The sequence below is a fragment of the Granulicella mallensis MP5ACTX8 genome (assembly GCF_000178955.2).
Taxonomy (GTDB): Bacteria; Acidobacteriota; Terriglobia; order Terriglobales; family Acidobacteriaceae; genus Granulicella; species Granulicella mallensis.
The window spans coordinates 2,181,315-2,196,510 of the sequence record NC_016631.1; the positions used below are offsets into that span (position 1 = coordinate 2,181,315).

10 protein-coding genes are annotated in these 15,196 nt (G+C 57.1%); 6 read left to right on the forward strand and 4 right to left on the reverse strand.

Annotated features, from left to right (window positions below):
• Nucleotides 1-3: 3 nt before the first annotated feature.
• The 3 genes from ACIX8_RS09310 to ACIX8_RS09320 are packed head-to-tail and all read right to left on the reverse strand — an operon-like array spanning nt 4 to nt 4,471.
• Complete coding sequence (locus tag ACIX8_RS09310; protein ID WP_014265090.1) at nt 4-1,236, reverse strand: glycosyltransferase family 4 protein; 1,233 nt, start codon at nt 1,234-1,236, stop codon at nt 4-6.
• 17 nt (nt 1,237-1,253) lie between these two features.
• Nucleotides 1,254-2,228, reverse strand: coding sequence for a polysaccharide biosynthesis/export family protein (locus ACIX8_RS09315; RefSeq protein WP_014265091.1), 975 nt, complete (start codon nt 2,226-2,228; stop codon nt 1,254-1,256).
• Entirely contained in the window at nt 2,228-4,471 is a 2,244-nt protein-coding gene (locus tag ACIX8_RS09320) for a GumC family protein (protein ID WP_014265092.1), read from the reverse strand. Before ACIX8_RS09320 ends, ACIX8_RS09315 begins: the two co-directional genes overlap by 1 nt.
• A gap of 160 nt (nt 4,472-4,631) precedes the next feature.
• Here ACIX8_RS09320 and ACIX8_RS09325 point away from each other — a divergent pair, with 160 nt between their 5' ends.
• From ACIX8_RS09325 to ACIX8_RS09355, 6 genes are all read left to right on the forward strand, one after another.
• A complete protein-coding gene (locus ACIX8_RS09325) occupies nt 4,632-6,065 on the forward strand; it encodes a UDP-glucose dehydrogenase family protein (RefSeq protein WP_014265093.1) in 1,434 nt (477 codons plus the stop codon).
• Between the two features lie 29 nt (nt 6,066-6,094).
• The gene (locus ACIX8_RS09330; RefSeq protein ID WP_014265094.1) at nt 6,095-7,045 is read left to right on the forward strand and encodes a UDP-glucuronic acid decarboxylase family protein; all 951 of its coding nucleotides are present in this window, start codon (nt 6,095-6,097) and stop codon (nt 7,043-7,045) included.
• 465 nt (nt 7,046-7,510) lie between these two features.
• A complete protein-coding gene (locus ACIX8_RS09340) occupies nt 7,511-8,806 on the forward strand; it encodes a hypothetical protein (RefSeq protein WP_014265095.1) in 1,296 nt (431 codons plus the stop codon).
• A gap of 461 nt (nt 8,807-9,267) precedes the next feature.
• Nucleotides 9,268-10,059, forward strand: a complete 792-nt coding sequence (locus tag ACIX8_RS09345) for a polysaccharide lyase family 7 protein (RefSeq protein ID WP_014265096.1) — start codon at nt 9,268-9,270, stop codon at nt 10,057-10,059.
• Between the two features lie 344 nt (nt 10,060-10,403).
• On the forward strand, nt 10,404-11,282 hold the full coding sequence (locus tag ACIX8_RS24515; protein WP_014265097.1) for a helix-turn-helix domain-containing protein: 879 nt from the start codon (nt 10,404-10,406) through the stop codon (nt 11,280-11,282).
• A 123-nt stretch (nt 11,283-11,405) separates the two neighbouring features.
• Nucleotides 11,406-12,749: a condensation domain-containing protein gene (locus ACIX8_RS09355; protein WP_014265098.1), complete on the forward strand. Its 1,344-nt coding sequence runs from the start codon at nt 11,406-11,408 to the stop codon at nt 12,747-12,749.
• A gap of 218 nt (nt 12,750-12,967) precedes the next feature.
• Here the strand turns inward: ACIX8_RS09355 and ACIX8_RS09360 are convergent, their stop codons facing one another.
• Nucleotides 12,968-15,169 (reverse strand): capsule assembly Wzi family protein, encoded by a 2,202-nt coding sequence (locus ACIX8_RS09360; RefSeq protein ID WP_223295495.1) that lies wholly within the window; start codon nt 15,167-15,169, stop codon nt 12,968-12,970.
• Nucleotides 15,170-15,196 lie beyond the last annotated feature (27 nt).

The following is a 15,196-nucleotide window of genomic DNA, read 5'->3' on the forward strand; positions in this document are numbered from 1 at the left end:
GCATCAGGCCCGGAGTTTGCGTGTGGTGTAGGCCAGGGCATGGCGCAAACCCTGGACATCTTCCTCAAAGCTCCAGCCTGCGATACTCCGTTGTGCGGCTTTTCCCATGGCTGCGGCTGTCTCGGGACTGGCCAGGACGCGGCTCAGTGCCGCGGTGAGGGCCAGGATGTCGCCGACAGGATAGCTGTAGCCTTCGACGCCGTTGGTTACGAGGTCAGGACCGGAACCGACATCGCTCGAGACGATGACCGGGCAGCTGGCAGCCATAGCCTCGTTTACGATCAGTCCCCAGGGTTCATGCCGTGAGGGAAGAACGAAGACATCGGCGAGATGGAAGTAGCGGGGAAGCACCGATTGGTTCTGGAACCCGGCAAAACGAACGTTGGTCAGGCCAAGATCGCGGCAGCGGGCTTCGAGGTTGGCGCGCTCCTCTCCGTCTCCGACGATGACGAGGTAAGGCTTATAGCCGCTGCTGTCGTGATCGCGAAGCAGTGCCGCGTAGGCTTCCACGAGATGGTCGCAGTGTTTGCGCTGTTGTAGCTTGGAGGCGAAGAGAATCACGGGATGGCCGGTTTCAATGCCGAGTTCCGACCGCAGTTGTTCTTCTCCGGCAACTGCTTCTTGCGCGCGACGGGCGAAGAAGGCGTTGTCGACGGCGTAGGGCATGAGGAACTGGGGCATCGCATGGCCGAGATAGTGACGCCAATAGCGAGCGTTGGCCGTGCCGATGGGAAGAGTCGCCGCGATGAGAGGTCGGAGGTCGCTAAAGAAAAGACTCTTGGCGAGGAGCTTCAACGGGCTGCGGCTGCGGTCCGCAAGCCAGGACTCCGCGCGTAGAAGAACGGGGATGCCGAGAGCGTTGGCCGCAAGGATCGCCTGCAGAGCATTGATGCTGGCATAGCCATGAACCCAGAGCGCGTCGAAGGCTGGGCTGCCATCGGCGTTGCGGAGACGCCTGTAGATGCCCCGGCTGATGGGACTAAGGGGAGAGACTCCGCCGGTGTCGCGTAGCTTGGGCAGAAACTCATAGCGGTAGCCTTCGAGCAGGGGAGTGTCCCACTCGACCTCCACGCCGAAGCCCTCATCCTTATAGCCGCGCACGGAGAAGTCAGAGCCGAACAGGACGGTTAGATCGATGTCCGGCTCCTGCGCGATACGGCGCAACAAAGGGGCCTGGTACTGGATCGGGTGGCTCACGACATAGGCGAGGCGGACTTTGCCCGAGGTTGTGAGCATAGATCGGAACCTCCAGATTACCGGTAAGCGATAGAGATCACGAGGCCAACGACTCCGAGCAAGGTCCCAAGGCTGCCATTTCCGATGGACGCCTTGAGGGCACTGTTGGGCAGGAAGACAATGTCGTTGGGTTGAAGGATGGGATCCGGAGCCTGCCCATAGAGGACCTTTTTCATGTCCAGCTTGACGACGGTGCGCTCGTTGCCGACGGTGCGGATAAGTCGCAGGTCGTTATATTTCGCCTCAAAAGCAGGGCCTCCGCTGAGCGAGGCGGCTTCCAGTAGCGTGAGCGGTGTGTTCTGCACCAGGGGAATCGAGTTGGGAGTCTTGAAGGCTCCGATTATATAAACGACCCCGACTCTGGAGATCACGATGGTATCTCCAGCGAAGACGGGAATATCGGCCAGGGAACTATGCGCCGGGTCTGTACCAAGATCGACGACGAGTGGCTCGTACAGGCCGGGACGATTGATTGTAATGACGTGGTTGGCGGTTGGAGGCAGGCCACCGGCTGCCGAAAGAACATCGAATAATCGACGCGATCCCTGGACAGGAATGGTTCCGTGAGCTTCTCCGATGACGGTAACGACAGCATTTGGCCCTTCCGTGACCTGTATCGTTACCTGCGGATTTTCGAACATGCCGGCGTCTTCAAGTCTCCGGGCAATCAACTCTTCGGCCGTCGTGATGGTCAACCCATCCAGGGAGACGACACCGATGAGTGGAAGCATCACTTTTCCGTCGGTTCCGATGCGGACAATGGGGTTATAGTCCGTTTGTCCGAAGATGTGGAGGGTGAGCAGATCTCCTGTGCCCAGTTGCTGATCGTGCGTGGCGGGATAGAGCAGAGCTCTGTCCGTGGTGATCGTCGTGGGCTTGTTGATGTCGGCCCCGCTAACAATTCCCGGCCCATTGAATTGGGCAACAGAAGGAAGCGCGAGAGTGCAGAGCAGAACGGCCAAGCCACCGCGGAGAAGAGACGAAATTTTCATTATTTTTGTCCTTTCCCGGTGGACTTGCCGGACTGAGATTCCCAACCGGCGGCATCCATGCCTGCGGAGCCGTATCCGGAATATCCGGAGTATCCGTAATAGCCGTAATACTCAGGCGAGTTGAGATCGATGGCATTGAGAGCGATGCCTGTGATGTGCACTCCGGCACGCAGCAGAAGGTCGCGAGCCCGGCGAATGGTGTGCTTGTTGGACTTGCCATGCCGCACGATCAGAACAACGGCATCCGCATCGCGGCCGAGAATGATGCCATCGGTGACCGAGAGCAGGGGCGGCGAGTCGATCAGGATGTGGGTGTAGATACCGCGGCACTTCTCAAGCAGCTCCGCCATCGTCTCCGAACTGAGCATTTCAGTCGGGAAGGGCGGAACCGGGCCGCTGACCAGAATGTCGAGACTCGGCATCTCAGGCACATTTTGGATAGCTTGTTCGAGGGTATGGCTGCCGGTGAGCACCGAGGTGAGACCGACTTTGCCGTTGAGGCCGAGACGATGATGCACAGTCGGCCGCCGCAGATCGGCATCGATCAGGAGGACGCGAACGTCACGCTGTGCGAACACGCAGGCAAGGTTGGTCGAAACGGTGGTCTTGCCTTCCGAGGGGGTCGCGCTGGTGAGGAGGATGACCTTGGGAAGTTTGCCTGCGGTGGAGAGCAGCAGCGAGGTTCGGAGTCCGCGGAACGCTTCGGTGAACTGTGATTTCGGACTCGAAAGTGTCGCCAGATTTCGTTGGATGACGCTGAGGTTCGACGTATCGATTCCGGTACGCCGCGCCCTGGGGATCAGGGCCAGCGAGTGCAGTCCGGAGACCGCCTCGATCTCGGCGACACTGTGCAGGTTGGTATCCAGGCTCTCCAGGATGAAACCGAGGATTGCTCCAAGCACGATGCCGATGATCGTATTGAGCATCATGATCGAGGATTTCGACTTGAGCGAGGGCTGTGCGGGAGGCACGGCCTGATCGATGATGTCGATCTCGGTGGAGTCCAGACCTGCCTGGACCCTGGCTGTCTGCAACTTCTCCAGGAGCCCTTCATACAAGGTGCGGTTGGATTCGAAGTCGCGCTGGAGAAGCGTATATTGCACGAGATCGTCGCGCAGTTTGTAGGCTTCCGACTTTTGATCTTCCAGGGCAGCCCTGGTCTGCTGCTCGTTCGCCTGTGCAGCAATGAAGGTCTGCTTGGCCTGGGCGATGACTCTGTCCTGCTCCTGCTTGATCGCCTTGTCGAGCTCCTCGATCTGTGCGTGGGCAGCCTTTACCTGGGGGTGGTTGGGGCCGAGATTTCCAGGTGCGGTCAACTTGGCATAGTTGGCCATATCTGTTTCACGCTGCGAGCGGAGGGTGGCAAGCTGGGTTGCCGCCACATTGTTCGTAGTGTTGGCGACGGTCTGGTCCAGGGAGTTGGGATCCATGCCGCTCAGTACGCGATAGCGCGATTCGGCGAGGATGCGTGCGATCTGCGCCGTACCGGCGGCGGTCGTCAACTCTTCCAGGCTGGAAGAGATTTGATTATGCGTGGGATCGATGGAAAGAACACCGATACGCTTCTGTAGATCGATGACCTGGTTCTGTGAGGTCTCGACCTGGTGCTTCAGTTCGTCCAGTTGACTGGTGAGCCAGCCCGAGGCACGTTGTGTCGAGGAGACGCGTGAAGTAAAGCTGCGCTTGATGTACGCGTCGATCAGCTTGTTGATGATGTCGGCTGATAACTTCGCGTTGAAGGTGCTGCAACTGATGCGGATAATGTCGGTTTTGGGAATGTTCGCAACCGAAACAATGGCCTGCATGCGGCCGATCGTCGCCTGACGAACGTTCGGGTCTTCGATGTTTACGTGGGGCGGCCGTTGGGTCATTCCCAGGAAGTCCTGGTTGTTGGCCAGATCGAGATCTTCCGCAACGGTAAGAAGAAGGGTGTCGCTCTTGAGGATTGCGACCTCGGTGGGAAGGCGATTCCCTCCGGCGCCGGTCGATCCTGCGATACGGTACTGGTCGGAGGAGCCGCTGCGGATCTCTATGTCACCGTAGGATTCAAAGAGATGGGGCTGCGTAGATCCCTTATAAAACCCATAGATCATGCCCAGCAAGGCGGCGGCCAGAATGACGTACTTGCGCTTCCTGATCGTCATCAAGGCTTCGGACAGAGTCGCGTCCGTAGCAGCGGGCCCCGCAGACGCGGCACGGCTGTCCGGTTCAGCGGAGAAGTTCTCGGGTCTCGAAGGAATCATCGTTTTCAGTCTACGCGAACAGTGGTTTATATCGCCATCATCTGCTATGAGAATAGGTTTGCCACAAACGGTTGCCCTCGGAAGCTCTACAATGACAGAAATACCTGATCGCTTCGATCCCTTTCAGGAAACCATTTTTACGGGCTATCTCACTATCCTTATGAGTCATTCCATTCAAATAGCAGTTGTCGGTTCCGGTTATGTTGGCCTTGTTGCGGCCATGTGTTTTGCGGAGATGGGCCACCAGGTCATCTGCGTCGATAACGACGAGCGCAAGGTTGCCGCGCTGCAGGGCGGCGATACGCTGATCCACGAGCACCACCTGCCTGAACTGCTGGAGCGTTACCGCAACACGCGGGTGCGTTTCACCACCGATCTGGCGGAGGCCACGAACGAGTGCTCGGCGATCTTTATCGCGGTGGGAACGCCTCAATCCGATAGCGGCGACGCCGACCTGTCGTATGTGGAGGCTGTTGCCAGCGAGATTGCTCGCCACATCACCAGCTACAAGGTGATCGTGGAAAAGAGCACCGTTCCGGTCTACACGAATGAGTGGATCCGGCGTGTTATCGAGCGCAATGGGGTCAATCGGGAGATGTTCGATGTTGTGTCGAACCCGGAGTTTTTGCGCGAAGGCACGGCGGTCGCCGACTTCCTGCATCCGGATCGCATCGTCGTCGGCGCCGATAGCGAACGTGCTGCGGCCTTGCTGAGCGCGATCTATGCTCCTTTGACCGAGGGCGACTACTACAAGAATGAAGGCGCTATCGCAGGCTGCTGCTCGACCTCGGCTCCGCCGCCGCTCCTGCAGACCTCAACGAAGAGCGCCGAGATCATCAAGCACGCGTCCAACGCATTCCTGGCACTGAAGATCTCCTTTATTAATGCGGTATCGAATCTTTGTGAGGCTGCTGATGCGAATGTCGAGCAGGTTGCTCGCGGCATTGGACTAGACTCGCGCATTGGGCCGAAGTTCCTGCGCCCGGGCATCGGTTATGGCGGATCGTGCTTCCCGAAGGACGTTGCTGCCTTCCGTTCCGTGGCGGAACAGATGGGCGTCGATTTCAGCCTGCTGAGCGAAGTTGAGAAGATCAACGTCGGCCAGAAGAAGCGTTTCCTGAGCAAGGTGCGTTCGGCTCTCTGGACGTTGCGTGGCAAAAAGCTTGCTGTGCTCGGGCTTGCCTTCAAGGGCGATACCGACGATATCCGCGAATCCCCGGCGATCGACCTTGTCGAGATGCTGCTGGCTGAAGGTTGTTCGGTGGTGGCTTACGATCCCGCAGCCATGAAGAGGGCGGAGGCTGAGCTGCCGGCAAGCGCGCAGATGCGTTATGCCTCGAATATCGATGAGGCGGCGGCAGATGCCGACGCGTTGCTCATCCTGACCGACTGGCCGGAGTTTGCCCAGCTCGATCTGCGCAAGCTGAACGCGACGCTGCGGTATCCGATCGTGATTGATGGACGCAACCTCTATGACCCGAATGTCATGTTCGATCATGGGTTCACGTATATGAGCGTTGGCCGTCCTACGATCACGCAAACCCATACCCGGGAGCAGTCCAAGGTTCCGACCTCAGCCGGTTCACAAAAATAAAAGCACTTGGAAGGAAAAGGGAAGGCCGGATGGCGTCTCAGACGATTCTTGTAACCGGAGCCGCGGGTTTTCTCGGCTCTCACTTGTGCGATGCTCTCCTGGCTGAAGGCAACGACGTGCTGGGTGTCGATAACCTGTGCACCGGCAACCCCGCGAACCTGGAGCACCTTGCAGGCGAGACTCGTTTTCGCTTTGAAGAACTGGATATCTGCAAGCCTTTCGACCTGGGGCGAGTTGATTTTGTGTTCAACTTCGCCTCACCGGCCTCTCCCGTGGACTATATGCGGTTGGGGATCGAGACACTGCTGGTGGGTTCGGCCGGTACGCTGAACACACTGGAACTTGCGAAGAAGTATGGCGCGGGCTATCTGCATGCGTCGACATCAGAGTGCTACGGCGACCCCGAGGTGCATCCCCAGGTGGAAAGCTACTGGGGGAACGTGAACCCTATCGGACCGCGTTCGGTGTATGACGAGGCCAAGCGCTTCTCCGAGGCTGCGGTGGCGGCGTATCACCGCTATCACGGCGTGAATACGCACCTGGTACGCATCTTCAATACCTATGGGCCGCGCCTGCAGGCGAATGATGGGCGTGTCATCTCCAACCTGATGATGCAGGCGCTGCGTGGTGAGGCCCTGACGATCTATGGAGATGGTTCGCAGACACGCAGCTTCTGCTACTGCTCGGACCTTATCGAAGGCATCGTGCGGCTGGCGAAGTCGGACGAACACCTGCCGACGAACATTGGTAATCCCGTGGAGTGGACGATCCTGGAGTGCGCGAAGGAGATCCAGGCCTTAGTGGGTTCGCACTGCGAGATCGCGTTTCAGCCCTTGCCGCAGGACGATCCAAAGCAGCGCAAGCCGGATATCACGAAGGCGAGGACGCTGCTGGGATGGGAGCCCAAGGTGCCGCTTCGCGAGGGTCTGGCGAAGTCACTGGATTACTTCAAGGCGTGTGTGGAGCGGGAGAAGCAATAGAGCGCAGCGAGCGAACCTGCTTCCTCCCGTTTTTAACTCGTGCTGGTACGAGCTAAACTTCTTGGCTCTACTCACTATGCGAGTAATCCGAACGAAGAACGGGAGACAGCAGGTTCGCTCGCTGCGCTCGGAATGACAACCAGAAAAGCAAAAGCAAAAGCAAAAGCAAGAGCAAGAGCAAGAGCAAGAGCAGATTGCCTGCGGGAATGACAACAAGAAAAGCAACAGCAGGAAAAACGCACCGCATTGCGGTTGCTGTATCTCCCCTCATAATTCATTCAATATTCTCCATTCTGATATCGACGGTTGTGCCGTTCCCCATATAAAAATGCCTAACCATCCATTTCAGGTTGTCAGGCTTCGCAGTGGATGGTTTCAGCTTTAACGCATGAATCCTTTAGAGAGAGCGTTGAGCGTCCGTAATTTCCCGGGTGTTCCGTAATCAATCTCAAAATAGAGGATTTTATGAATCGATTGGATAGGAAGTTCTGTTTCGGTCTGGCGCTTTTCGCGTCGGCGTTTCCAGCCTTTGCACAGACGCATACCCGCGGTGCAAAGATGACAGTCGACACGGCCGATCAAGCCTGTGTTCAGTTGCACGACAACAATAAGTGGACCTCCAGCATCACCGATCTTGACGGTGTTGGCACGAACTACACTTTGAGCACGTTTGTCGCGAATGGTCATCTCACCCTCGCTGCGCCGACGATCTCTTCGTCGGACCATCCGCATGCGACGGGCTACGGCAATGGCTTCAAATGGGATTCAACCGACGAGACGACGGGGAGCTGGTCTCCGCAGGGCTTCACCATCGGTTCGGTGAATGGCGACGAGATGGGTTTCGCTAGCTGGAACTGGAGTGGGGCAAGTCCGAGCCACGGAACCCGCCTGTCGATCGTCGATGTCGCCGACCTGAGCAATGTTGTCTATCGCGATATCCAGATGGTTCTGCCTACTGGCCCAGGGACCTATGAGGCGATCGCCGAGCATGCGGGCGGTATCGCGGCCTTTACGGGCGGGCGCTATCTCTACGTCACGGAAGGCTCCGGTTTCCACGTCTTCGACCTCAACAACATTCGCAAGGTAAACACGACCGCCTGCACCGCATCGGACGGCACTCCGATCTTTGGCAAGAACAGTGCCGGAGACTACTGCGCGGGCGGCTATGAGTTCATGGTGCCCCAGGTCGCTGAGTACTCTGTGCCCAGCACAACGGAGAGCGGTACTGCGATCTCGGCTACGTGCAATCCGAAGTTCTCGTGGGGCGGGTATGACTGGCGTCGCGCGACCAACTACCTGCTTTCGGGCGAGTACTGCGGAGCGGCTGCGGATGGCTCGGCCTGCAATGGCGACTCGAGCTTCCTGAACGGGCGCATGTACATGTGGCCGGTTGCGAGTACGGGTGAGTTAGCGGTCGATACGGCAGGCTATGTCTCTCCCTTCCGTGTGTACTACATGAACGAAAGCGACGTGCAGGGGATAGCTTCGGACAATAATCTGGACTCCGACGGGGTCTCCTACCCGACCGATACTTACTATCTTGCGTCAACGTATGAAAACGGCTTCATCTACCGTGTTGGCGAGAATGTTGCTACCGAAAGCTGGAGCTACGACGCCGGAACGGCGCCGTATCATCCGGAGGGCATGTATGCCACCAGTACTCCTAACATGTGGGTGCTTACCGAAGGCGGTGGCGGCAGCAGCGATCCGGCAGGGGAAGGCCGCTCGGTCTTCTATCTCCATCAGGGCGACATTCGATAAATGCATGTTGCGGCGGAACAGAGATGTTCCGCCGCAACGATTCGTGTTGATGGCCAGGCTTGTTCGTCCCCACCGAAGAAGGCAATTCAGTCGTTCCGGCTGCGCCTCCACTCTAGCCTCCGGCAGAGCGGTACAAGCTTTCAGTTCGACGTTTTACGGCACGGTTGAAACCGTGCCCTTCCGGTTCATGACATGGCAAAGTATTTGCATGCTAAGAGAGAGAATTTGTTGATGTGCTCTAGTAAACCGGTTGTCTGAGTGGTCTCAACTTCAGTCAGGCAACAAATTAATAAACAGTTTGAGCTTGCAACTTCTCCAAATGTGCGCGTATTGTGGTGCCGCTTCGAGCTTTAACCTGTCCATGATTTGAACTTCATGGCAGCACAGAAGCGAGAGCGTTCAGTGTCCTGGGCCCGGGACGCTGCGCCGCACCGTCTCACCAATCCATTTAGGAGAAGCACATGCAATCCATCTTTGGAACTAAGGTCTCTGCAATCGAACCTGCAACGCGCAGACGTTCGTACACTCGTCTCTTTCTTCTGCTAGGGGCAGCCGCGGCCATGCCTCTGTCTGTCTACGCTCTGAACCCGAGCGTGCCACCGGGAAGCAACTTCAATATGACCTATTGGGAGCTTCAGCTTCCTATCGGTTCCACTGGAAACCCCACCACCGAATCAAGCTCGGCGCTGCAGAATGGCTATGAGAATTTCTCGTACTTCTTCACCGAGAGCGGCGATGGAGCAATGGTCTTCAAGGACCCAGGAGTCAACTGTGTCACCACGCCTAACTCCGCGCATTGCCGCACAGAGCTGCGTGAGGTAAACCCCAGTAACGGCAGTGCCGCGAGCTGGAGCCCGAACGCCGCGACCAACCGTCTCAAGGCGACGCTTGCTGTCGAAAACGCTGGCGGCAAGACCGTTATTGGACAGATCCACATCGACGACAGCATCTCTTCCAAGCCCGTCTGCGAGCTGTACTACGACTCCAGTGGCAATATCAGCATTGGTGTTGAGCAGACTCGCTCGGGGGGCGATGAGGTTCTCACCTCACTCGGCAATGTCCCGGTTGGTACCCAGTTCAGCTATGAGATTGAATACTCTGGCAACCTGCTGAAGGTCGCTATCAATGGCAACTTTAAAACTCTTAGCACTTACTCGCTCGATGCTCCTAACAGCTACTTCAAAGCCGGTGATTATGGGCAGGATGCGGAAGCGTCTGATGTTCATTTTTTCGCTTTGACCATCGAGCACTAGAAGATAAGGCCTCGGGCTCAAACGCCCGAGGCCTTTTATCTCTATGCCTGGTTCGGGAATAAACCATGCAGTTGCGTGTTTCTCCATCAGAAGGTGGTCGTAATTACCTGCATCTGACGGGAAGAAGATGATTCTTCCTATCGGTCTAGATATGTTAGTCGTGGCTTTGAGTGGATCATTCCAGGAACCGGTTCGTTTTTACTGCTGTTCAGGGTTGATCTGACAAGACTCCGGCTTCGCCGATCGGGCTCTGATGCTTGGCTAAGTCGCCGTTTAAGCTGCGAAAGCCTGTAATCTTTTTATATCCGGCATCCCGCCGGTTTGAGCAAGTGGTGAGGACGGCGATGAGCGAGAGCGAAGGCGGATTTGAAGCTGAAAAGCTCTCGAACACTCCAAAGCTGAGATCGGGTGCCGCCCTTCGATGTCAGGGCCTGTTTTTAGAGGAATTTCATAGCGGCGTCGATGCCGTCCTGCCTTCTTCCGTAGATAAGCATGTAATCTTCCAGCTTAAGTCCGGTCCGACAAGGGGCGAGCGTCGCCTGGGGCGAGGAACGGTTGTCCCCTTTACGAAGAAACCTAAGACGATCACCCTCGTTCCCGCCGGACCTGTTCCAGCAGTCTCCCTGTTTACGCCTGCCGACTTCATCTACTGCGCGTTGGACCTGGAATTCATCGGTTCAATCGCCGAGGAGATGGACTGCCATTGTTCCGCCATTCCTTCCTTTCAATCCGGCGTTCATGAGGCCTCCATCGAAGCCATCCTCCAATTACTGAGCGAGGAGTTGCAAACAGGAGCTCCCTCAGGAGCTCTCTATGCTGACTCTCTTGCGCACGCGCTCGGGGTACGATTTTTGCTCGTCGATTGCGTTGTGGGGACGTCCGGTGTTGCGACCACCTCCGGTCTACCGCCCCATATCCTCACTCGGGTACAGGATCGAATCGAAGCCGAGCTTGGACACACTCTGACATTGGAAGTGCTTTCGCAGGAGAGTGGATACAGCAAATCTCATTTTCTTCGGATGTTCCAATTGGCAGTGGGAAAAACGCCGCATCAATATCTACTGGGGAGGCGGTTACACCGTGCTCAACAACTTCTGAAGCAGAAGCAGCTCCCCGTCGCGGAAGTTGCACTCTTGTGTGGTTTTTCAAGCCAGGGTCATATGACTGACACCTTCCGAAAGCAGCTTCAGACAACACCTGGCGAGTACCGTCGCAATTCATAGCAGGATTCTGGAACGACGGCACTTTGCCGGAAGATTCATCCACCCCTCTTTTCTATCTTCGGAACAGTTCGAGCAAGGGACTTTTCGTAAGTCATCTCAGCCTGCCCGAACGGAAGAGGATTGATGAATTACGAAACAATAAACCGCACCACAGGGGCGCATCCTGCAAACCGCTCGGCGCACGCTGATTCGAAAGTGGAGGAAGCAGTTGATAGAGCTCAGAGCCCATCGGTCGTTCGTGAGCTTGGATCGCTTGAGCGCTGGTTTTATCTGATGAACCAGAATCGCTCGAATCATTATTCGATTACTGCTGAAGTCTCGGGTTCAACAACCCCCGCTATGTGGCGAGAGGCTTTGAATCAGCTTCAGCTGCGGCATCCGCTCCTGAATGTCTTCATCGCCGAACGTGAGCGCTCGCAAATAAGCTTCATGCGAGACGATATTCAATCCATTCCGCTGACGGTGTTCGAACGTAGCACACCTCAACAATGGCAGGGCATTGCTGCCCAGGATTTGAGTGAACCCTTTGATGCCTCGAAGGCTCCCCTTATCCGGGCGACCTTACTCCACGGCAATGACCGTTGCGAGATCATGCTTTCCGTCCATCACTCCATTGCCGATGGGATGTCAGTCGCGTTTCTTCTGCGTGACCTCGTCTCCGCTGTTGCGGGCAAGGCCCTTGAAACACACCTGGTCCCGGCATCGCAGGGGGATCTGTTTGCCGACCCAGAGACAATGCCGGCTCCCAGTTCCGGATCGGCGGCTACACCGAGACCTGTGAGCTTCCAGGTGGTCGAGTCCTTTTACCCTCAGGTTGACGCTGTTCAATTCACGCAACAAGAGACACAGGCACTGATCGAAGCTGCAAGGCGGCAAGACACAACGCTTCATGCGGGAATCGCAGCTGCAGCCGTACTTGCGGGCCGCGCCCTCTCTCCGGTCTGGAGGCAAGACCCAGTTCGCGTCTTTTCTCCGATCAATCTCCGCAATATGCTCGGCTTGCAGGACGATTGCGTCGTAGCTCTCAGTGCGGGAATAACGGCGATGGATCCTTTACCTGACGACGATCTTTGGGCTTTGGCCCGCACCATCAAGCAAGAGCTGACACCTCAGCAAAGTCCTCAAGGAATCGCCTATGGTCTAGGATTCTTCGATATGGCCACGGCAAATGGTGCAGATTCCGCTGCGGTCTCATCGATATCAGCCGCGTCGATCGGTTTTGAGTTGATGGTGTCAAACCTTGGCAGGGTACCCTTCCAGGCTGATTTTGGGGATCTCACGATCGAAGCGCTTTGGGGGCCTGTTATCAATCAGGGCTACGAGGGAGAGCAAACCATTAGCGCTGCCACTGTAAACGGTTCGTTATGTCTCGTTCATACCAGTGCTTCTCCGATTGAGTCGTTGCTCGCGGCGTCAATAAAACTGCTTAGAGACGGATGTGGTTCCTTGCCTCAGGGCGGTGAGTAATTGAACGCGGTGGGTCGTTGGATTAGGAACAGCGACTTAGCTTTGACGATTGAATTCTAAGAGAAAACATAAATGCTCTCGGGCTTAATAGCTCGAGAGCATTTATGTTTCACAGCCCGGTCCTGTTGTTTTGCTCGATCAGGCGATGGGTTAATACAAATATCGGGAAAAATCTTTATCCCTTTTACGTATCCTGCATGGCGTAGCGCTTCAATCGATCAACGCCCTGCGAGATTCGGCTCGGTGTGCAGCCTGGGATGCCATGTAAGCTGCACGGCGATGGCCGTATCGTTTTGCGGGCCTGGGAGATATTGCGGTGGTCCGACGATGTAGAGAGGCGCCCCTGGAAGGACGAGCGGCACAGGAGCTTTCCAGCGCTCGTACTGTAGCCATGCGTTCAGTTCAATATCGTGGGGAAGCCGCTTTACGACATCGACCTTGAACTGGTTCTGTGTCGTTCCGCCGGGGATGAAGTCTTTCGGCGTCTTCTTGTTCAGATACTCAAGCTGCACCCACTCATTTCCGGAGAGGTGATAGGTGAGCCACGCCTGACCGCCTTTGGCCTCGCGCCCAATCCAGTCACCCATGATGAAGCCCTTGTTGGTGTAGCCCTGGGGCTGTTGACCTTCGTAGTAATTGAACTGGCCGGTCAGACTACGCAGGGTAGAGGTATCGGTACTGACACCTTCGATGCGGAAGTCGAGCTTCGGCATATGGGGGAATTGGGAGATGTAGACTCCAGGTCTGTAGGCAGCGCGGCGCGGGGCGCTGGGTGGGGTCACGTCGTCGTGCGATTCGGAATCCGTATAAAGCGTGACGTATTTGCGCAGGTAGGGAAGACGCCAGGAGAAATTGAAGGCAGAGAAGCGCGCTCCCGGATCGGCCGCGGAGTTTTTTTCCGCGACGGTCGTATCACTGATACTGAAGAAGCTTCTGAGGAAGGTGTGAATGTTGACAGGTTCGTGGCCCTCGCCACCCCAGATGACGGACCGTTGGAAGCCGATCTCGACATTTTTTGTGGGGCGGAACGAGAACATCTCCGAGTGGACCCACGGTGAGTTGTGATCGGTGTGCCCTTTCAGAGATCCCACAAAGAAGTCGTAGCGGATGGGACCCAGAAGGTCCGAAACCAAAGGTATATGCAATGGTTCGACCCGATTGATGCGGAAGGAATAGATGTTTTCGGCGTTATTGCTCCAGGCCATCGCGCCGCCCATGCCGGGCCCCAGCCAGGCGTCGGATTTGCCGCCGGAGATCTCATGGCCAAGCACATGGAAGGAGAGGGCGGCTTCCTGCAGGCGGAAGGGATTTTGTGCAGCGATCGGGCCCGTGGGAATCGTCGCCTGGTTCAGATTGAAGTCGGCGAGGGTAAGGTTGTTGTTATTGCTACAGCCTGAGTCAGGATAGGGAATCTCATCGATGCAGGAGAGTTCGCCTGTGAGAGCTGTGGAGTATCCGGCGCCGGAAGGAGCGTGCTGATACTCACCGCGCACGTAGAGCGAGAAGCGGCCCATCTCGTTTACGGAGGAGAAGCCCGTAATGTTGTTGAAGCCGGGCTCATAGGGCCGGCCATAGTCGTTCACGATCGTCTGGCCCAGGTGGAAGCTGTCGCGCAGAGACTGCCCGCTGATGCCCAGGAACCGCGTGTAGGCGGTCTCAAGGCCGTAGACGCGGCCACGGGTAAAGTTTCCGCCGGGAACCTCCGCGGCCAACTCTGCGTTCAGTTTGGCGAGGATCTCCGTGGCCTGGTCGTTGCCGTCGGCCATGATCTCAGGGGTCGATTTCTCGAGCATGTGGAGCAGGCTGCGCCGCGTCCAGGGACGCATGGAGATAAACGCTGAGTCGAGGTAGCCCATGGAGTAAAGACGCAGTGCCATGGGATAGACCGGGCTATCGACAGGGATGTAGGTCGAGCCCAGAGCGTCGATGAACTGTTTCTGTTTGGGCGGGGTGAGGAAGTCGTACGCCTCTATCGACGGCAGGGAGGCAACGGCGGCGGGGGCAGGCAATGCGACTTCGACGGGGAGCTGGGCGGCAGGGGCTTCAGAGGAAGCTGCTGCGGGAACTGCAAATGGTTGATCTGGTGCCGGGGCAGTCGACGTCGGGGCCGGGACCGTCAGGGTCGGAGAGGGCGAAGAAGGTACGGGAGCGCTTGCCGGAGCGGGTGGCGCAGGTACCGGGACGAGCGGCGTCGTTACGGACGGACTCTGAGGAGCCGGTGCGGAGGGCTGCGGCTGGTCTCCAAGGTTCTTCACCGGGATCGGCGCAGGCATGGAGGGAAGGCTGCTTGCAGGAGCAGGAACCGGCACGGGCACAACCGGGACGGACTGCGTTTGGGCGTGCGCGGAGGTGACTGCAATGAAAGCTATCAGCAGCCAGGCGAGCAGGCTCACCCGTCCCTGGAACCTTGGAAGAGACATGCTGTCAGTGTACCCGGAACGCACGAG